The 17877-nt window shown below is 72.1% G+C and carries 22 protein-coding genes; 4 read left to right on the top strand and 18 right to left on the bottom strand.

Annotation, left to right across the window (positions count from 1 at the left end; all coding sequences use genetic code 11):
• Window positions 1–19: 19 nt before the first annotated feature.
• Genes DEJ05_RS15970 through DEJ05_RS15955 form a run of 4 tightly spaced genes read right to left on the bottom strand, consistent with a single transcriptional unit; the run spans window position 20 to window position 4320 of the window.
• Window positions 20–964: a Ppx/GppA phosphatase family protein gene (locus tag DEJ05_RS15970; protein WP_071404863.1), complete on the bottom strand. Its 945-nt coding sequence runs from the start codon at window positions 962–964 to the stop codon at window positions 20–22.
• 31 nt (window positions 965–995) lie between these two features.
• Entirely contained in the window at window positions 996–1856 is an 861-nt protein-coding gene (locus DEJ05_RS15965; protein WP_111028618.1) for a ribokinase, read from the bottom strand.
• Window positions 1853–3283 (bottom strand): MFS transporter, encoded by a 1431-nt coding sequence (locus DEJ05_RS15960; protein WP_111028619.1) that lies wholly within the window; start codon window positions 3281–3283, stop codon window positions 1853–1855. Before DEJ05_RS15960 ends, DEJ05_RS15965 begins: the two co-directional genes overlap by 4 nt.
• A gap of 5 nt (window positions 3284–3288) precedes the next feature.
• Entirely contained in the window at window positions 3289–4320 is a 1032-nt protein-coding gene (locus DEJ05_RS15955) for a nucleoside hydrolase (RefSeq protein WP_111028620.1), read from the bottom strand.
• 162 nt (window positions 4321–4482) lie between these two features.
• On the opposite strand from DEJ05_RS15955, the gene DEJ05_RS15950 reads away from it, so the two are divergent.
• A complete protein-coding gene (locus DEJ05_RS15950) occupies window positions 4483–5481 on the top strand; it encodes a LacI family DNA-binding transcriptional regulator (RefSeq protein ID WP_258370648.1) in 999 nt (332 codons plus the stop codon).
• Between the two features lie 322 nt (window positions 5482–5803).
• Here the strand turns inward: DEJ05_RS15950 and DEJ05_RS15945 are convergent, their stop codons facing one another.
• The 9 genes from DEJ05_RS15945 to DEJ05_RS15905 all read right to left on the bottom strand — a co-directional run bounded on the left by DEJ05_RS15945 (window position 5804) and on the right by DEJ05_RS15905 (window position 12529).
• Window positions 5804–7477, bottom strand: coding sequence for an MDR family MFS transporter (locus DEJ05_RS15945; protein WP_111092039.1), 1674 nt, complete (start codon window positions 7475–7477; stop codon window positions 5804–5806).
• Window positions 7474–8094, bottom strand: coding sequence for a TetR/AcrR family transcriptional regulator (locus DEJ05_RS15940; RefSeq protein ID WP_258367298.1), 621 nt, complete (start codon window positions 8092–8094; stop codon window positions 7474–7476). The genes DEJ05_RS15945 and DEJ05_RS15940 overlap by 4 nt, the downstream gene beginning before the upstream one ends.
• A gap of 51 nt (window positions 8095–8145) precedes the next feature.
• Window positions 8146–8628, bottom strand: a complete 483-nt coding sequence (locus DEJ05_RS15935; protein WP_258367297.1) for a GNAT family N-acetyltransferase — start codon at window positions 8626–8628, stop codon at window positions 8146–8148.
• Between the two features lie 120 nt (window positions 8629–8748).
• On the bottom strand, window positions 8749–9438 hold the full coding sequence (locus DEJ05_RS15930) for an HAD family hydrolase (RefSeq protein WP_071404856.1): 690 nt from the start codon (window positions 9436–9438) through the stop codon (window positions 8749–8751).
• 54 nt (window positions 9439–9492) lie between these two features.
• Window positions 9493–10134, bottom strand: coding sequence for an MBL fold metallo-hydrolase (locus DEJ05_RS15925; protein WP_110865612.1), 642 nt, complete (start codon window positions 10132–10134; stop codon window positions 9493–9495).
• 58 nt (window positions 10135–10192) lie between these two features.
• On the bottom strand, window positions 10193–10618 hold the full coding sequence (locus DEJ05_RS15920) for a MarR family winged helix-turn-helix transcriptional regulator (RefSeq protein WP_071245883.1): 426 nt from the start codon (window positions 10616–10618) through the stop codon (window positions 10193–10195).
• A gap of 80 nt (window positions 10619–10698) precedes the next feature.
• On the bottom strand, window positions 10699–11271 hold the full coding sequence (locus DEJ05_RS15915) for a DUF3618 domain-containing protein (RefSeq protein ID WP_027467152.1): 573 nt from the start codon (window positions 11269–11271) through the stop codon (window positions 10699–10701).
• Entirely contained in the window at window positions 11268–11711 is a 444-nt protein-coding gene (locus DEJ05_RS15910) for a phage holin family protein (protein ID WP_051597109.1), read from the bottom strand. Before DEJ05_RS15910 ends, DEJ05_RS15915 begins: the two co-directional genes overlap by 4 nt.
• Window positions 11708–12529: a hypothetical protein gene (locus DEJ05_RS15905; protein ID WP_220034817.1), complete on the bottom strand. Its 822-nt coding sequence runs from the start codon at window positions 12527–12529 to the stop codon at window positions 11708–11710. The genes DEJ05_RS15910 and DEJ05_RS15905 overlap by 4 nt, the downstream gene beginning before the upstream one ends.
• Window positions 12530–12675: 146 nt before the next feature.
• On the opposite strand from DEJ05_RS15905, the gene DEJ05_RS15900 reads away from it, so the two are divergent.
• Together DEJ05_RS15900 and DEJ05_RS15895 are read left to right on the top strand one after the other, a co-directional pair.
• Window positions 12676–13431, top strand: coding sequence for a glycosyltransferase family 2 protein (locus DEJ05_RS15900; protein WP_220034818.1), 756 nt, complete (start codon window positions 12676–12678; stop codon window positions 13429–13431).
• Between the two features lie 111 nt (window positions 13432–13542).
• On the top strand, window positions 13543–14187 hold the full coding sequence (locus DEJ05_RS15895) for a hypothetical protein (RefSeq protein WP_111028624.1): 645 nt from the start codon (window positions 13543–13545) through the stop codon (window positions 14185–14187).
• A gap of 9 nt (window positions 14188–14196) precedes the next feature.
• On the opposite strand, the gene DEJ05_RS15890 is transcribed toward DEJ05_RS15895, so the two are convergent.
• Complete coding sequence (locus tag DEJ05_RS15890; protein WP_111028625.1) at window positions 14197–14814, bottom strand: helix-turn-helix domain-containing protein; 618 nt, start codon at window positions 14812–14814, stop codon at window positions 14197–14199.
• A gap of 58 nt (window positions 14815–14872) precedes the next feature.
• Between DEJ05_RS15890 and DEJ05_RS15885 the strand changes: the two genes are divergently transcribed.
• Complete coding sequence (locus DEJ05_RS15885) at window positions 14873–15880, top strand: NAD(P)/FAD-dependent oxidoreductase (RefSeq protein ID WP_111028626.1); 1008 nt, start codon at window positions 14873–14875, stop codon at window positions 15878–15880.
• A 60-nt stretch (window positions 15881–15940) separates the two neighbouring features.
• On the opposite strand, the gene DEJ05_RS15880 is transcribed toward DEJ05_RS15885, so the two are convergent.
• From DEJ05_RS15880 to DEJ05_RS15865, 4 genes are read right to left on the bottom strand one after another with little or no spacing between them, the layout of a single operon-like run.
• Entirely contained in the window at window positions 15941–16606 is a 666-nt protein-coding gene (locus DEJ05_RS15880; RefSeq protein ID WP_111028627.1) for a pentapeptide repeat-containing protein, read from the bottom strand.
• 34 nt (window positions 16607–16640) lie between these two features.
• Entirely contained in the window at window positions 16641–17051 is a 411-nt protein-coding gene (locus DEJ05_RS15875; protein ID WP_111111030.1) for a DUF6314 family protein, read from the bottom strand.
• A gap of 9 nt (window positions 17052–17060) precedes the next feature.
• On the bottom strand, window positions 17061–17297 hold the full coding sequence (locus tag DEJ05_RS15870) for a hypothetical protein (RefSeq protein WP_146245125.1): 237 nt from the start codon (window positions 17295–17297) through the stop codon (window positions 17061–17063).
• Window positions 17298–17311: 14 nt separating this feature from the next.
• Window positions 17312–17668 (bottom strand): SHOCT domain-containing protein, encoded by a 357-nt coding sequence (locus tag DEJ05_RS15865; RefSeq protein WP_071404844.1) that lies wholly within the window; start codon window positions 17666–17668, stop codon window positions 17312–17314.
• Between the last annotated feature and the right edge of the window lie 209 nt (window positions 17669–17877).

Here is a 17877-nt window from a genome sequence, read left to right as displayed (position 1 = left end):
GTACTGACCATAACGGTCACTACTGGGAGTTGCCCAGCACCGACAGCTGGTCGAGCCGCTCGAGGATCACGCCCTCGCGGAGCGCCCACGGGCAGATCTCGAGGGCCGGCAGGTCGAAGATGTCCAGGCACGCCTCGGCGACGAGCGCGCCGGGCACCACCTGGTGCGCCCGGCTCGGTGAGACACCGGGAAGCGCCGCGAGCTCGTCGACCGACATCGTGAGCAGTTCCGGCAGCCGCTGCCGCAGCACCGCGCCGTCGAGCGCGCGCGGCACCAGGGGCCCGGCGGCCGACGGGGCGGCACCGCAGATGCGGGCGATCGACCGGAACGTCTTCGACGTCGCCACGGCCCGGTCCGGGCGGCCCGACCGGAGCAGCCGTCCGGCGTCCCGGGCGATCTCCACACGGATCTCGTGCCGGATGCGGCGGACGTCGTCCTCGGTCGGGGTGCCGGCCGCGAAGTAGGAGCGCGCCAGCCGTGCGGCGCCGATCGGCATCGACCACGCGACGTCGGGTGCCTCATCGGCACCGCCGGCGATCTCGAGCGAGCCACCGCCGATGTCGAAGACCGCCAGGCGACCAGCGGACCAGCCGAACCAGCGGCGCACGGCCAGGAACGTCAACCGGGCCTCGTCGGAGCCGGACAGGACGGCCAGCTCGACCCCGGTGGAGGCCTCGACGTGGGCGAGCACGGCCTCGGAGTTGCCGGCGTCGCGCACCGCCGACGTGGCGAACGCGAGCATGTCCTCGCAACCGCGTTCCTCGGCGACACGGACGGCGTCGGCGACGAAGGTGGTCAGGGCGTCGATCCCCTGCTGGGTCACCGCGCCCGAGTCGTCCAGGTGCTCGGCCAGCCGCAGCGGCTGCTTGAACGAGGACGCCGGCAGCGGCGCGGCGCCGCCGTGGGCGTCCACCACGAGCAGGTGGCCGGTGTTGGACCCGATGTCGAGGACTCCCACGCGCATGGGGACAACGCTAACGGCCTGGAGGCCCGCCCTACGCCCGCAGGAACGCCTCCAGCTCGGCGGCGGTCGGGTACGAGGCCTGTGCGCCCGGCTTGGTCGCGGCGTACGCCCCGACCCCCACCGCGAACCGAGCGGCGTCGACGAGAGTGTCGCCCGCGGCCAGACGCAGCGCCACCGCACCCATGAAGGCGTCACCGCAGCCCGTGGTGTCCACCGGCTCGACCCGCACGGCGTCGATCGGCACCGGCTCGGCGTCCCCGTCGTGCACGACGCAGCCGGCACCACCGCGGGTGACGATCGACCGCGCGACGCCGTGGTCCCCGAGCGCCGCGGCCTCGTGCTCGTTCACCAGCAGGACGTCGGTCAGCTCGAGGAGCTCGGCCGGCACGGTGCCGAACGGCGACAGGTTCGTGAGCACCGCGACCCCGGCGGCGTGCGCGGCCCGAGCGGCGGCGAGGACGACGTCGATCGACACCTCGAGGCAGAGCCCCAGCACCGCGGCGTCGGCGAAGGCGTCGGCCGGCACGTCGTGCGGCGTCAGCGTGCCGTTCGCACCGGCGGAGATCACGATGGTGTTCTCGCCTGCGGCGTCGACCGTGATGACGGCGGTGCCGGTCGCGACGCCCTCCCGGATCGCGACGTGCGTCGTGTCGACCCCCGCAGCCGCGACGGAGTCGCGGAGCAGCGCACCGTTCCCGTCGTCGCCGACCGCACCGATCATGCGCACCGTGCCCCCGAGCCTCCCGGCAGCCACCGCCTGGTTGGCGGACTTGCCCCCGGGCAGGATCGCGAGGTCGGAGCCCTGCAGGGTCTCACCGGGCTGGGGGAAGCGCGCGGTGCGGACCACCAGGTCCGCGTTGAGCGACCCGACGACGACGATGCTCTCGGTCAACGGACGGTCTCCTTCTGCGGGGCGACGGACGTGGTCTCGGCGCCCTCCGGACGGGGGATGAGGAACGAGATCGCGAGTGCGACGGTCGTGATCGCGGCCCCGAGCAGCATGCCACCGGAGTACCCGGCGGTGCCCGCGGAACCGCCGACGCCGAGCGCGATCTGCAGCGCGGGCAGGACCGCGAAGCTGACCCCGGCGCCGAGGTTGAACGCACCGGCGTTCAGCCCGGGCAGGAACCCGGGGTTCGACTCCGGCGACAGCACGATGCCGAGGCCGTTCAGGATGATGTTCGCGATGCCGGCGTAGGTGATGCCGATCAGCACCGTCGCGGTGACCAGCACCGGCAGCGAATGCACGCCGACGAGCGCCATCAGGACCGTCGAGACGATGCTGCCGATGAGTCCGAAGCGCAGGACCGCGCGGTACCCGATGGTCGGGGCGAGGCGCCCGGCGAAGGGTCCGACGATCCAGCCGACCAGCGCGTACGGGGTGAGGAACACGAGCGAGGCCAGGTCGGCCTCCATCCCGAAGTCGGCGTCCCCGTTCTGCGCGAGCGACGTGACCAGACCGTTGACGACGGCGAAGACGCCGGTCATGGTGAGGAACGTCGTGGCGAGGAGCGCCCAGGTCGCGCGGCGCTTCAGGAACCGGGTCTCGACCAGGGGCTCCCGCACCCGCGACTCGACGGCCCAGAACACCGCGAAGGCGACGAGCGCGACCACGACGCCACCGACCACGAGCACGGGGTTCGCCGCGCCGAGCTTGCCGGCCTCGTTGAACGCCGTGAGCAGCGCACCGACGCTCACCACGAGGGGGACGACGCCGATCCAGTCCATCCGGGTGCCGGCCGAGGGCTTCGACTCGACACCCCAGACGGCGACCAGGAACAGGGCGAGGACGGTGACGACGGCGATGACCCAGAAGATCCCGCGGAACCCGAAGTTCGTCGCGATCCAGCCGCCGGCCAGGGCGTCGACACCCGCGATGCCGCCGTTCACCGCGGTGAGCAGGCCGAGCGCGGCGCCGTAGCGCTTCGGGTCGCTGATCTCGTTGCGCAGGACGAGCAGGCAGATCGGGACGACCGGACCGGTGACGCCCTGGATGATGCGACCGGCGAACAGCATCGGCACGTTCACCGCGAGCGCGGCGACGATGCTGCCGACGAGCATCACGGCGAGCATGCCGATCAGCACCCGCTTGCGGCCGACGATGTCGGACAGCCGCGGCAGGAACAGCGAGAACAGCGCCGCGAGCGTGAAGTACAGGGTCTGCGACAGTCCGATCGTGGCGTCGTCGGTGTTCAGCTCGCGCGCCATCGTGACGAGGGCGGGGCTGAGCATGCTCGCGTTCAGCTGGAACGCGATGCACGCGGCGAGGAGCGCGGCGGTGAGGGCGCCGATCGACTTCTTCGTCGAGGTGGTGGTCATGGGGTTCAGTGCTCCGGGGTCGTGGTGATGCCGGCTTCGACGGCGTCGGCGGCGGCACGTGGGGTCCACCCGGTGTCGGCCGTCTCGCCGATGCGCTCGAGGGCGTCGACGACGAGGTCCCAGAACCGGCCGTGGTCGAGCTCCATCGCGGCGCTCGTGCGGCAGTCCTCGGGCGCGGGGGCGCGGAAGTCGGCGACGGTCATGCCGAGGGTCAGCGCGCCCTGGGTCTCGACGTGGATCGGGACCTTCACGGCGCGGACGATCGTGGGGTCGATCACGTACGCGACGGCGCAGGGATCGTGGACCGGCGGGGCGTCGAAGCCCTGGGCGTCCTTGTAGGTCTGGCCGAAGAAGTCGAGCAGCTCGCCGACGAACGCGGCGGGGGCGGTGCCGACGCCGGCGATGCGCGCGGCGACCTCGGGGGTGGCCAGGGCTTGATGCGTCAGGTCGAGGCCGACCATCACGACGTCCCAGCCGGCCTCGAACACGATGGCCGCGGCCTCGGGGTCGATGACGATGTTGAACTCGGCGACCGGGCTCCAGTTGCCGACGTGCACGCCGCCACCCATGAGCACGACCTGCTTGACGCGCTCGACGATGCGGGGCTCCTTGCGGGCCGCGAGGGCGATGTTCGTCAGACCCCCGGTCGGCACGAGGGTGACCGTGCCGGGCTCGTGGGCCATCACGGTGTCGATGATCAGGTCGACGGCGTGGCGCTCGTCGAGCTCGAACGACGGCTCGGGGAGCATCGGGCCGTCCAGGCCGCTCTCGCCGTGGATGTCCGGTGCGACCTCGATCTGGCGCAGCAGCGGGCGGGCGGCTCCGGCGGCGAACGGTACCCCGGTGATGCCGGCGATGCGGGCGACGGCCAGGGCGTTGCGGGTGACCTTCGGCAGGGTCTGGTTGCCGACGACGGTGGTCACGGCGAGCAGGTCGATGGCGGGGCTGCCGTGGGCGAGCAGGAGCGCCACGGCGTCGTCGTGGCCGGGGTCGCAGTCGAGGATGATCTTCGCGGCGGGCTGGGTCGCATCGGGCACGCTGGGCGCTCCACTTCTTCGGGGAATCGAGGTGAGTGCTCGACGTGGTGGGGATCCACGAGCCGGCAGAGCGCTGGCGACGTGGCGCGTCAAGCGTTTGACATCGAAACACGTCAAACGCTTGACGTCAAGTTCGACCACCGCGCTCGCTAGCATCGACGGGTGCCCTCCCCCGCCGTTCCGAGCCGTCGTGTGACCGCTGCGATGGTGGCCGAGCGTGCGGGCACGAGCATCGCCACGGTCTCCCTCGTCGTGAACGGCAAGGACCGCGGGCGGGTCTCCGCACCCATCGCCGCACGGGTCCGCGACGCCGTGGACGACCTCGGCTACGTCGTCGACCACGCGGCGAGCTCACTGGCGCGCGGCAGCGGCGACCTCGTCGTGTTCATCGCCCCCGACCTGTCGAACCCGTTCTTCGCCGAGGTCATCCGTGGCGTCCGCGACACCCTGGGCGACCGGTTCCAGCTCGTGCTCTCCGTCACCGAGCGGGGTGCACAGCCGGTCGCGGCCGACGTCCGGCGCTTCGAACGGCTCCGGCCAGCCGGCATCCTGGTCGACGCCCCCGCTGCCGACGAGCCGATGTCGGCGAGCGTCCCCGTGGTGCTGCTCGACGCCCCCGGCGGCCCCGAGGCCGTCAACTACGACCTCTCCACGGGCGTGCACGACCTCGTCGCCCACCTGCACGACCGGGGGCACCGGCACGTGGGCTACCTCGACGGCACCTCGCGAGCGGCGACGTTCGGCGTGCGCCGCGAACTGTTCGAGCAGGCCTGCGCGGACGCCGGCATCACGGTCTCCGAGGTCACCGCGCGCGCCGACCTCACCGTGGAGGCCGCGGCCTCGGCCACCGAGCACGTCATCGAGGCCTGGCAGGACGACGACGTCACCGCCGTCGTCACGGCCGCGGACACCCTGGCCTACGGAGTCCTGCGGGTCGCCGGTGCGCTCGGCATCGCCGTCCCCGGCGCACTCGCGGTCGCGGGCTTCGACGACCTGCCGTCGTCGTCGGTCACCGCGCCGGCCCTGACGAGCGTGGCGCTGCCCGGCGCCGACCTCGGTCGCGCGGCGGCACTGCGGCTCCTCGCGACGCTCGACGGCACGGCCGCCGAGCCCGCGGCCCTGCCGACGCGGCTCGTGCCGCGCGCGAGCACCGGCGCGTAGCGGCACGCGTCGCCCGAGCCGGGGCCCGCGAAAGCGACACATCTCGCACGTCCGAGGCGGCAGGTCCGCGAAAGCGACAGTTCGACGCGGATGTTCCGCGGAGAACTGTCGCTTTCGCGAAGGAGGCGGGCTGGCCACGCGCCGTGGGCGCGGACGCGCCGGACGGGAGGCCCGGTGCCAGCCCGCACCGCGCCTCCAGGGAGCGACGGACGCGACCACCCCGCCATGGCGACAGATCTCGCCGCCCACCGACCGGCAGGACCGCGAAAGCGACAGATGTCCGGGGACGTTCCGCGCAGATCTGTCGCTTTCGCGAGGCGGGCTACTGCTGCGTGCGGTCCGTCGGCTCCGCCGCCGCGTGCTCCGCGCGCGCAGCACGCTGCGCGCGCTCGAGCTCGTCGGCCTCCTCGCCGCCGACGGCCTCGCCACGGGCGACCATGCCGGCCGTGTCGGAGAGCGTGATCTGCGGCAGGAAGAGCGCGAGCAGGAACGCCACCGCGATGAACGGCAGGAGGTACCAGAACACCGGTGCGAGCGAGTCGGCGTAGGCGTTCACGACGCCGTCCTGCACCGCCGGCGGCAGCCCGGCGACGGTCGACGGGTCGATGCTGCCCGCCGACGACGCCGCATCGGTCGCCGAACCACCGGCACCGCGGAACACGTCGGTCAGCGACGTCGTGAGCCGCGCGGTGAAGAGCGCGCCGAAGACGGCCGTGCCGAGGGAGGCGCCGACCTCGCGGAAGTAGTTGTTCGTCGACGTGGCGGTACCGACCTGCTCGGCGGGTACGGCGTTCTGCGCGACGAGGACGACCACCTGCATGATCAGGCCGAGCCCGGCACCGAAGACGAACAGGTACGCGCAGATGAGCCAGATCGGGGTGTCCGCCGCCAGCTGGGTCATCGCGAGCATCGCGATGGCCACCAGGACCGTGCCGACGATCGGGAACATCCGGTAGCGGCCGGTCTTGGTGATCAGGACACCCGAGGCGATCGAGGTGCCGATCAGACCGGCCATCATCGGCAGCATCAGCAGGCCGGAGACCGCAGCCGAGGTACCCGAGGCCATCTGCAGGAACGTCGGGACGAAGCCGATCGCGGCGAACATGCCGATGCCGAGCACGAGGCCGATGCCGGTGGCCAGCAGGAAGGTGCGGTTGCGGAAGAACGACAGCGGGAGCACGGGGTCCTGCGCACGGGACTCGACGAACACCAGCAGCGCTGCCGAGACGACGAGACCGGCGAACCAGGCCCAGGTCTCGGGGGCGTCCCAGCCGTGGTCCTTGCTGCCGCCGAACTCCGAGAAGAACACCAGGCACGTGGTCGCTGCGGACATGAACAGCACGCCGAGGACGTCGATGCGCTTCGTCGCCTTCTTGTTCGGCAGGGTCAGCGCGAACCAGGCCACGAAGAACGCCGCGATGCCGACCGGGATGTTGATGTAGAACGCCCAGTTCCAGGTGAGGTGGTCCACGAAGAAGCCACCGAGCAGCGGGCCACCGATGGCGGACAGGCCGAAGATCGCACCGAGCGGGCCGAGGTACTTGCCGCGCTGCGAGGCCGGGACGATGTCCGCGATGATCGCCTGCGACAGGATCATCAGGCCGCCGCCGCCGAGCCCCTGCATGGCGCGGAACGCCACGAGCTGCGTGAAGTCCGTGGCGAACGCGCACCCGGCCGACGCGATGGTGAACAGCGCGATCGCGATGAGGAACAGGTTGCGTCGGCCGAGGACGTCGCCGAACTTGCCGTAGACGGGCATCACGATGGTGGAGGCGAGCAGGTACCCGGTCGTCAGCCAGGCCTGGTGCGCGACGCCGCCGAGCTCGCCGACGATGGTCGGCATCGCGGTGGAGACGATGGTCTGGTCGAGGCTGGAGAGCAGCATCCCCGCGATCAGGGCGGAGAAGATGATCCAGATGCGACGCTGCGTCAGGAGCAGCGGGCCGTCGGAGCCTGGGCGGGCACGCTTGGTGGTGCCCGGCGCGGTGGCGCTCATGTGGTGTGTTCCCGTTCGGTCGTGGTGACCGCCCTGAGCAGGCGGAGGTTCTCGGTGAGCAGCTCGTCGAACGTCGGCCCGGTGGCCTCGTCGAACGCGTCGTCGAAGTACTCGGTCGCGGTGGCCTTCATCAAGGCTGCCGCGGCCTCGGTGACCAGGCGCGGTCGGCGGTCGGCGGGGTCGTCCCACCCGAACCGTCGCCGCAGGGCCACGGTGATCCGGGCGAGCTGCACGTCGGTCGCCGACAGGAACCGTGCGACGAGTGCCGGCTCCCGCTCGAACACCCGGCGGACCAGGGCTTCGTCGGCGCGGGCGATGCCGACCCGGTGGAACTGGTCGATCGCCAGCGCCACGATCGAGCCGAGGGGGTCCAGCTCGCCGGGGACGATCCCGCCCGCGGCGTAGGCGTCGATCGCCTCGACGTCGGCGTTGAGCTCGATGCCGAGCACGGCGTCGTCCTTCGACCCGAAGTGGTTGAAGAACGTGCGGCGCGACACCCCGACGGTCTCGCAGAGCTGCTCGATCGTGAACCCGTGCAGCCCGTGTTCGACCGTCGCCCGACGTGCCTCGACGATCATGCGTCGGCGCAGCGCGCGGGTGCGTTCGGTGGTGCTCACCGAGCAAGAATTGCACTCTCGTGTTGAAAGTGCAATCTGGATCGGGTCGAGTTAGAGCGTCTTCTCGAAGCAGAACGACCACGGCATGGTCGCGGCGTAGGGCTCGTAGACGTCGATCTGGTCCCAGCCGGTCTTGCGGTAGAGCGCGACGGCGTCGGGCTGCTTGTCGCCCGTCTGCAGGATGAGCCGCGGGGCGCCGAGTTCGCGGCCGACGCGCTCGCACTCGTCGAGCAGTGCGGTGGCCGCACCCTTGCCACGCGCGGAGGCCAGCACGATGAGGCGCTTCAGTTCGACCTCGTCACCCAGGCGCCGGACGGCGATGTGCCCGACCGGTTCGCCGGACTCGTCGACGGCCAGGATCGACGTGACGACTGTCGACGGGTCGACGCTCAGCGCACGACCCCGCTCGGCGGTGACCGCCGGGTCCTCGCCGGCGTTCGCCGACCCGTAGCGCTCGTGCATCTCGTCGTCCATGCGGGCGCGGAGCACCACGCTGCGGGGGTCGTCCCAGGACACGCGTTCGATCGTGATCACGAACGTCGATCCTGGCACGGGCGACCGACGACGCGGAAACCGAGGCGCCCATCGGGCGCGACCGGCGCCGCCCGTCGGGCGCGACCGGCGCCGCCCGTCGGGCGCGACCGGCGCCGCTCGTCAGTCGCGCTGGCCGAGTGCCGCGATCGGGCCCTCGCCGGCGCGGAACGCCGCGAGCACGGCCGCCGCGTCGTCGTACACCTCTGCCGCCCCGGCACCGCGGAGCTCGTCACCGCCGATGCCGCCGGTCATCACGCCGACGCACGGTACCCCCACCTTGCCGGCGGACTCGACGTCCCACATGGCATCCCCGACCATCACGGCGTCGTCGGCGGAGACCCCGGCCTTGTCGAGCGCGACCCGGATGATGCCGGGGTCCGGCTTCGCCTGCTCGACGTCCTCCGAGCTGGTCTCGGCGGTGACCCACTCGCCCGCGTCGAGCAGGTCACGCAGGCGGGCGAGTTCGTGCTCGGGCGCACTGGTCGCCAGGACCACGGCGTGCCCGGCCTCGGCGACGGCCTGCAGGAGTTCGCGCGCACCCGGCAGCAGCCGGAGCCGCGGCATCTGCTCGGCGTAGTAGGCGGTGTGGAACTGCTTCGCGGTGTCGCGGGTCTCCTGGGACGCGTCCGGCAGCAGCGTCTCGAGCAGCTTCGCCGAGTCCATCCCGATCGCGCGGTGGATCCGCCAGGCGTCGACGGACTCCCCCGCCGCCAGGAACGCCCGCCACCACGCGTCGATGTGCGCGTAGTTCGAGTCGGCGAGGGTGCCGTCGATGTCGAAGAGGACTGCTGTCGTGGGTGCGTCGGCCATCCGTCCATGCTGCTCGGGAGGCCCGGATCGCCTCCCAGGGGCCGCCCGCGTCCGTCAGACGGTGATCGTCTCCCCCGCCGGCAGGATCAGGACGGGCACCGGCCCGAGACCGTCCGGGCCGAGGAAGCGCGCGGCGGACTGCTGGCCGAGCTCGCTCAGCATCGCCTCGTGGATCTGCACGGCCCGCTCCGGCGCCACGGCGCGCACGTAGTCGACGGCCTGGGCGGTGTTCGTCCACGGCCCGCTCGTCGGCAGCAGCAGGGTCGGCACCGGGACACCGGGCTCGAGGTACGCGTCGCCCGGGTGGAACACCGCGTCGTCCACCAGGTAGCCGACGTTCGCGGTGGACGGGATGTCGGGGTGGATGACCGCGTGCTGCTCGCCGAAGACCCGGACGGAGAACGGTCCGACGGTGATCGTGTCGCCGGCGTGCACCGCTGCGACCCGGCCGTGGTGTTCGCCGAGCTGCTCGACGACGGTCTCCGGACCGCGGACGACGAGGTCCGGGTTCGCGGCGAGTCCCGCGCGCAGGGCGTCGATGTCGAAGTGGTCGGGGTGGTCGTGCGTGACGAGGACGCCCGCTGCTCCGCGGACGAGGTCGACGGCCTCGGGCGTGAACACCCCGGGGTCGATGACGAGGGTGACGCCGTCCTGCTCGAGGACGACGGTGGCGTGGTTGTACTTCGTCAACTCCATGCGCACAACTGTACAGCCGTGTTGTACTTCTGCGGTCGCCCAGGAGGTGAGGAGTCGTTCAGTCGGCCCGACGCGCGACCCGCTCGAACAGCTCGGGCAGACGGCGCAGCAGCGCGCGCTCCTCGGCGTCGGTCTCCTCGCGGATCGCGTCGGCCAGCCAGTCCGTGCGGGCGTCCATGTCGCGCTGCAGTGCGGCCCGGCCGGCGTCCGTGATCCGGATGACCGACGCTCGGCGGTCGGTGTCCGACGCCGTCCGGTCGACGTAGCCGAGCTCGGCCAGTTCGCCGACCGTGCGGGACTGCCCCTGGTGCTTCACCCCGCGGCGGCGCGCGAGTTCCGCGATCGTCATCGGGCCCTCGCGGTGCAGGAACCCGAGGGTGGTGGTGTGCGTGGCCGGCAGCGCGTCCGCCTCGCGTCGTGCGGCACGCACGACCCGGCCGATGGACTGTCGGAGCTCCGCAGCGAGCTCGTCGATCGGGTCCATGCCCGGAACGCTACCGCTTCACGGACAGGAGGCGCGGAGTCAGCTGGCACCGCGCCTCCTGTCCGTCGTGGGGTTTCCGCTCAGCTGCTGCGGACGTCGTCCGCCGCACCCTGCGCGTTGTCCTTGACGTCGGACGCGGCCCCCTGCGCCTCGCCCTTGACCGCCTGCGCGGCGTCCTGCGCGGTCCCCTTGAGGTCCTGCGCGTGCTCCTTCGCCACGTCGCCGAGCTGCGAGCCGACGTCCTTCGCCTGCTCCTTGACCTCGTCGACGAGCGGTGCAGCCTTGTCCTTCAGCTCACCGGCGAGCTCTTCTTCCTTCTCGGTGGTCGGCAGGAGCGACGACACCAGCCAACCGGCACCGAACGCGATGAGGCCGACGGCCAGGGGGTTGCCCTTGGCCTTCTCGACGCCCTTCTGCGCGACGTCCTTCGCCTGGCCGGTCGCGCCCGAGGCGGAACCGGAGGCGCTCGAGCGGGCCGACTGGGCCGCGCCCATCACGGACTCACGGACGTCCTGGAACCGGCCCTTCACCTTCTCGCTCTGGCGGTGGGCGATGGACGACGGGCTGACCTTGTCGGCGAGGGCGTCGACGTCGGAGCCGAGTTCGCCGCGGGTGCGCTCGATGTCGGCGCGGATCTCGTCTGGGGTGCTCATGGCTTCCTCCCGGTGTTGGGCTTGAGTGTCTCGGGGACTTCCTTGGCGGTCTCGACCGTCTGCGGGGCGCCCTTGATCTCCTTGATCTCCTTGCGCCCGCGGACGGCCAGGATCGCGGCGACGATCGCGTACACGACCGCGATGATCAGGGCAGACCAGGCGTTGCCGATCAGGTAACCGAGGCCCCACCACGCGGCGATCGACAGGAACAGCAGGGCGAACACGGCGGTGAGTCCGGCGCCGCCGAACATCCCGCCCGCCTTGCCGGCCTTCTTCGCGGAGTCGGTCAGCTCGGCCTTCGCGAGGGCGACCTCCTGCCGGAACAGGCTGGAGAGGTCACGCGACACGTCGGACAGCAGCTCACCGAGCGGTGTGGTCGCGGCGCGCTCCTCGGGCGTCGGTTCACCCAGGGGTGTCGCGCCGGGGACGGACTGGCTCATACGCCACTCCCCGATCCGGTGGTGCCGTCGCCGGCCTCCTTCTCGTGCTTGACCTCGGTCGCGAGCGCCTTGGTCAGGCGGCCGGCGAGCAGGCCAGCACCGGCGGCGATCGCGATGAAGGTGCCGGGGCGCTTCGCGGCGAAGGTCTTCACCTCGTCGAGCAGCGAGCCCGGGTCGCGGTTCTCGAGGAACCCGGCGGCCGAGGTCGCGCGGCCCGACAGGTCGCGGACGACCTTCGAGGCGACGCCCTGCTCGTCGTCGTTCTCGGCCATGCGACCGAGCTGCTCGCCGAGGGAGCGGAGTCCGCCGGCAGCGCGCTGCTGCTGTTCGCCGGCCTGCTGCTTGAGGTTCTCGGACGCCTGGCCGTAGAGCTGCTTGGCGTGGTCGGTCGCCTCGGAGGCAACCTTCGACGCCTGCTCCTTGGCGGTGCCCGCGACGTTCGCGGCCTTCTCCTTGGCGTCGCCGGCGACGTCCTGCGCGGCACCCTTGGCCGCGTCGGCCTTGCCGGAGCCGGAGCCGCTGCCGGTGCCGGTGCTGCCGGAGCCACCAACGCTGCCGGCGGATGCCGCGGACGGGACGGCGGGGAGCTGCTCGTCGGCCGGGACGGCGTCGAGGGGTGCGTCGAACGGCACCTCGGCGGCGCTGTCGCCGTACGGGTCGTAGGTCTGGGGCGCACCGGGGTCGGTGGGTCGCGCGGCGGGGGTACCGCTGGCGTACGACGGCACGGTCACGCCGGGGGCGACCTCGTGCCCCTCGGAGGCTGCGGTGCGGTCGTGGATGGGCGTCCCGGAGTCGTTCCCGGGTGGGTTCGTGGTCATGGTCGGCCTTCCGGTTGTCGTCGTCCCCGGCGTGCACCGGGGGCGTTTCGCAACGAACTTGCGCCGCGCCCTCTTGGTCCGGTCCCAGGATCACCGGGAAACGCGGTCCGGCAATCCGCACAGGTGGAAGCCGGTTGGATCGACGGGTGCTCCGTGTCTCGGTCGTGATCCCCGTGCGGGACGACGCCGTGCACCTGCGCCGGTGCCTCGCCGCCCTCGCGGCCCAGACCCGGCCGGCCGACGAGGTCGTCGTGGTCGACAACGGCAGCACCGACGACAGCGCGGCGATCGCCCGGGACGCCGGCGCGGTCGTGCTCACGGAGCCGGTGCGCGGGATCGCCCGGGCCTCGGCGCGCGGCTACGACCGTGCGTCCGGCGACGTCGTCGTGCGGCTCGACGCCGACTCCGTCCCACCGCCGTCGTGGATCGCCGACGCGGTCCGGTTGTTGGCCGACCCCGAGGTCGTCGCGGTCACCGGGCCGGGCCGGCCCCGGAACGGTGGCGCCGTGGTGCGCCGACTGTGGAACGCCGTGTACATGGGCCCGTACTTCGTCCTGATGTGGAGCGCGCTCGGGCGTCCGCCGCTGTTCGGGTCCGCCATGGCGATGCGCCGGTCGACCTGGGCCGCGGTCGGTGGGCGAGCGCACCGCGACGACGCCGAGGTGCACGACGACGTCGACCTGAGCATGCAGCTCGACCCGGCCTGGCGGGTGGTTGCCGACCCCGTGCTCACCGTGCAGGTGTCCGCGCGACCGTTGGCGGGCCTCCCGTCCGTCTGGGTGCGGACGCGACGCGCCTTCCACACGTTCCGCGTGAACGGCCGGCGGGCGAACCCGGTGCGCCGGTGGGCGCGACGGCTGCGATCGCAGTCGCGGTCGCGGCGGTGGTGGCGCAGCCGCTGACCGACGGGGTCGGGGGACAACGAATCGGTGACGGTCCCAGCCACCGCGGCCCTCGGTCGGTACGTTCGTGAGCGACGGTCACGACCTGACGCGACCGGACGAAGGGGAACCATGCGCCACACGATCACGCTCGCTGCCCTGCTGGCGGCGGGCCTCGCCCTGACCGGCTGCGCCCAGGCCGGACCGGCCGGACCCTCGAGCGACACCGCGACCACCGCAGCCGACCCGACGACGGCACCGAGCCCGACCGACACCACGACCGCTCCGAGCCCCACCGGCACGGGGGCCCCGAGCGACGAGACCGCCGCCGTCCCGGCCAGCTGCACCGACCTGATCACCGCTGGCAAGTGGGACAAGGCGTTCGCATCGGCACCGCTCAACGACCCGTCGGTCGTCGGGGACCCGATCGCGATCCCGAAGAGCTCGTTCACCCCGGCGCTGCAGGGCGACGGCAAGCGCCTGTACTGCGTGTGGCGGGAGCCGCAGGCCGACATCTCGTACCTGTCCATCGCGGTCGACGCCGTCGACCCGGCCGCAGCCCGCGACGCGCTCGAGCAGCTCAGCGCGAAGGGCTACGACTGCGGCGACGAGTCCGACGGGTACCTGTGCCAGAAGGTCTCGAAGAACTCGCAGTACCCGGTCACGGACGGCGACACGTACTACACGCGGGGTGACCTCGGCATCCACATCCAGCAGTCGAACATCGAGACGACCGATCTGCTCGACGACGTCGTGGCGAACGTCTTCACGGACTGACGCAGCGGGTCACCGGGCGGGTCGAGACCGCACGTGCGCCCGCTCACCCTGCGGCCCGTACAGGCACAGCACCTCGGTGACGGAGTCGGTCACGTTGCCCATCCAGTGCGGAGTGTGGGTGTCGAACTCGGCGACCTCACCGGGTCCGAGGTCGAGGTCGTGCTCCCCCAGCACCAGTCGGAGCCGTCCGGACAGCACGTAGAGCCACTCGTAGCCCTCGTGCGTCTTGAGCGACGGCTCCCCACCCGGGGTGTTCGGCGGGAACAGCTGCTTGAAGGAGCGCACCCCGCCGGTCCGCTTCGTCAGCGGCACGACGACGCGGCCGCCGTGCACCTCGGGCTTCATGTGCACGCGCGGGTCGCCGGTCTGCGGCGCGCCGACCAGGTCGTCGAGGGGCACCTGGTACGCCCGGGCGAGGGGCAGCAGCAGTTCCAGCGTCGGCTTCCGTTGCCCAGACTCGAGCCGCGACAGCGTGCTCACCGAGACCCCGGTCTGCTCGGACAGCGCGGCGAGCGTGACGTCGCGGTGGGCACGCAGCGCGCGCAGGCGGGGGCCGACCCCGTCGACGACCTCGGCGGTCGTGCGCGGGGCGGTCGCGTCCTGGCTGCCGTGTCCCATGGCGGACATGTTGCCACAGCGGCAAACTTCGTTGCTGTTCTCGCTCGATCCGCCGCATGATCAGCGCATGCCTGAACACTTCGACGTCATCGTCATCGGCGGCTCGGCCGCCGGCCTCTCCGCCGCCCTCATCCTCGGCCGTTCGCGGCGCTCGGTGCTCGTCGTCGACTCCGGCGAGCCCCGCAACGCCCCGGCGGCCGGCGCGCACAACTACCTCGGCCACGAGGGCGTCGCGCCCGCCGAGCTGCTCCGCATCGGTCGCGACGAGGTCGCCGCCTACGGCGTCCAGGTCACGGCCGGGAGGATCGTGGCCACGTCCGCCACGACCGGTGACGGTCACGACCCGGTCGGCTTCTCGGTCACGCTGGACTCGGGCGAGGTCGTCACGGCGCGCAGGCTGGTCGTCGCCTCCGGCGCCGTGGACGTCCTGCCGGAGATCCCGGGCCTGGCCGAGCAGTGGGGGCGCGGGGTCGTGCACTGCCCGTTCTGCCACGGGTGGGAGATCCGCGACCAGCGGATCGGGGTCCTCGTCACGACGCCGAACGGCGCACACCACGCGCTCATGTTCCGGGCGCTGAGCGATCGGGTGATCGTGTTCCTGACCGAGCCGGCCCTGATGGACGACACCGCCCTGGCCGGTTTGGCGGCCCGTGGCGTCTCGGTCATCGAGGGCCCCGTCGCCGCCGTGGTCTCCGAGGGTGACCGGCTGACCGGGGTCCGGCTCGGCGACGGGTCGTTCGTCGAGCTCGATGCCCTGGCCACGGCGAGCCGGCCCGAGGCGCGGGTGGGGTTCCTGTCCGGGCTCGGCCTCGACGCCACCGACCAGTTCATGGGCGACCACCGGTTCGCGACGGCGCTGACCGTGGACGCCGCCGGGCAGACCGCCGTGCGCGGGGTCTACGCGGCCGGCAACGTGACGTCCCCGATGGCGACGGTCATCGCGTCGGCGGCGGCCGGCACCCAGACGGGTGCGGCGGTGCACGGCGACCTGGTGCAGGCCGACCTGGCGGCGGCACTGGCCGGGGTGGGCGCGGGCGTCGGTGCGGCCGTCGGTGCGGCCGATGTTTCGCGCTGAGCGACAGTTCGCGGGGCCGGGCGGGCGTGGAGTGTCGGTGAGCGCGAAACCTGGGCTCGGTCAGTCGACGCGGTAGCCGGCCTGCGCGGCCAGCAGCGGTGCGAGCGTGTAGAGCTGGTCGGCACCGATCGTGGCCCCGCGGAACCCCTCGAGCCGCTCGACCCGATCGAGGTCCGCTGCGCGAAGGTCCACGTGGTCGATGCGGGTGTTCGACCCCTCGGCGGCGCGGATGCTGCTGCCGTCGAACGACACCCGCAACAGCTTCGCGTCGGCGATGTCGAGCTCGTCGATGACGCAGTCGCGGAACACCACGTCGGTGATCGTCGAGCCGCGCAGGTTCACGAACCCGAACTTCATGCCGACGAACTCCACGCCGTTCAGCCCAGAGTCGTACAGCTCCGCCGAGCCGACGCGCCCGCCGGAGACCCGGACCTCGCGCCACGTGCTGCTCGACGCCCGCAGGATCGGGGCGTCGAGCGAGTCGATGATCGAGTCACGGACCCGGAGCCCACGGAAGTCCGCGTCGTCGCCCCGGAACGTGTCGATGACGCACTCCTCGATCTCCAGGTCGGGCAGTCGCTCGCCGGCCAGGTCGAGGACGTCGATGCGCTTGCCCTCGATGCGGTCACCCGTCAGGACGTCACCGGGTGCTGGCACCCAGTCCTCGAGGTTCGTCGGTTCGGTCAGGGTGATGCGCGGGGCGTCGGTGCCGGAGGAGCGTGCCATGCCCCCAGTCTGGCGGTGACCGCCGACCCGCGGGTCACGACCGGGGTCGGGTGAGGACGCTGTCCAGCCGGTAGTCCTTCGCCGGGCCGCGCGCTTCCCACCGCACCGTCCAGCGGTCTTCGTCGCCGTCGAAGGCACCCGTGTAGTCGTCCGGGGTGCAGGCGTGGGCGACGCTCGTGCCCCAGACCCAGTCGTGGAACACTCGACCGTCGGAGAAGTGCACGGTCCAGCCGCCGGTACTCGTCCGCCGCAGGACGAGGGTCCGTGAGACGGGCGTCGTCCGGCCGTCGAAGGTCATCACGCCCGACTCGTCCCAGCGCACCTCGTCGCCGCCGACCCGGGTCAGGGTGGTGGTCCCGGTGACGGTCCCCGTGGCCCCGGCACGGTGGTCGTGCACGGTGCGGTGCAGGTCCCACACCCCGAGCAGGTCCGTCGGCAGCAGCACCCGACCAGGCTAACCGCGCAGGGCCTCGGCCCGCGCGGCTCGGCGCTCGTCGTCGGTGATGACCCCGCGGGCGTGCAGCTCGTCGAGTTCGAGGAGCCGCTGTTCCGGCGAGCTCCGACGGGCACCGTGCGGGCGCCGACTGCGGACGACCGCGATGCACACGGCGACGATGACCGCGATGACGATGAGCGCCATGAGCAGGGTCCAGACGAGGTCGTAGACCGGCGGGATCAGGGGGTTGTGCACTTCTTCGGAGGCGATCATCGTCCGCGCAGCGCTTCGGCTCGGGCGCTGCGGTGCTCCTCGTCGGAGATCACGCCGCGGGCGTGCAGGTCGTCGAGCTCGGCGAGCCGCTGTTCGAGCGGCTTGTCCGGTGCGAACGTGCGGCTCTGCATCGCCTGGTACGCGATGTCCTCCTGCATGGTGAGCGGGTTCTGACCGCGGTCGGCCATCCGCTTGCCCCGGTAGAGCGCCAGGATGACGATCGTCAGGGTCGTGAGGATCGCCAACGCGGCGACGACCCCGAACGCGATGCCGAACCAGCCGTCGAACAGGTCGGGCATCCCCGACTCCCCCGGACCCTCGAGCTCACTGAACGCGGACCAACTGAGCACCATCGCGCTCCCCCTTCTCACAACGACGAGCGAAGCGTAGCGCGAGACGGCGAACACGAGCGGGCGTTCCTTCCCAGAACGCCCGCGATGGAATGTGGAACCGGGCGTACCTGGTCGGAACTTTCGACCCGGTACGCCCGAAATCACCCGGTACGCCCGATTCGACCAGGCAACGCGACCCCAGGCAGCGCGAGCCCCACCCAGCCCAGCCC

The sequence above is a fragment of the Curtobacterium sp. MCLR17_045 genome (assembly GCF_003234405.1).
GTDB lineage: Bacteria > Actinomycetota > Actinomycetes > Actinomycetales > Microbacteriaceae > Curtobacterium > Curtobacterium flaccumfaciens.
Note: the sequence above shows the minus strand (reverse complement) of the source record. Positions and strands in the feature narration are given on the sequence as shown.